Source organism: Marinomonas sp. ATLA20 (genome assembly GCF_057180105.1).
The window spans coordinates 1-433 of the sequence record NZ_JBXUKU010000046.1 but is presented as its reverse complement, the minus strand read 5'-3'; the positions used below and the strand labels follow the sequence as shown (position 1 = coordinate 433).

At 42.5% G+C, this 433-nt stretch carries 1 protein-coding gene; it reads right to left on the bottom strand.

Features of this window, described 5'->3' with window-relative positions:
- A partial coding sequence (locus AC2A4J_RS20375) for a TerD family protein (protein WP_484177301.1) occupies positions 1–433 on the bottom strand: 433 nt, incomplete at both ends.

The window sequence follows — 433 nt, the reverse complement described above, 5'->3', positions numbered from 1 at the left end:
AGATGTGAATCCGTAGATGTGGCATAAATCATTTAAATCTAGCGAAGTTCCTTGCCCGGTTGCGATGATTTTCCATTCTTCCTCATCTCTGATGAGTTGAGCGCAAATGATGGAGGTACAATACGAATAATCTTCTGTTAATTGAAAGGTGCAAATCTCTTGTTGTGAGATTTGATCAGTCAGATGCACGTAGGCGTTCGTCACTTGTCCAAAATGATGCTTGCGCTCGTGCGCTTCATGTATTGTAGCTGTCACAACGATTTTATGAATATCAGGGGAGACTCTGCTTAATTGCATAATGATCATTTCATTGTCTCGATACCCGCCGCCGACTTGATGATCACCAAGGTGACGAACAGCTCCGTCTAAGCTTTGCTGCTGGTGATAATAGATCAGATGGTTTGGAGACAACAGTTTGTCCTCTTCATTTAAG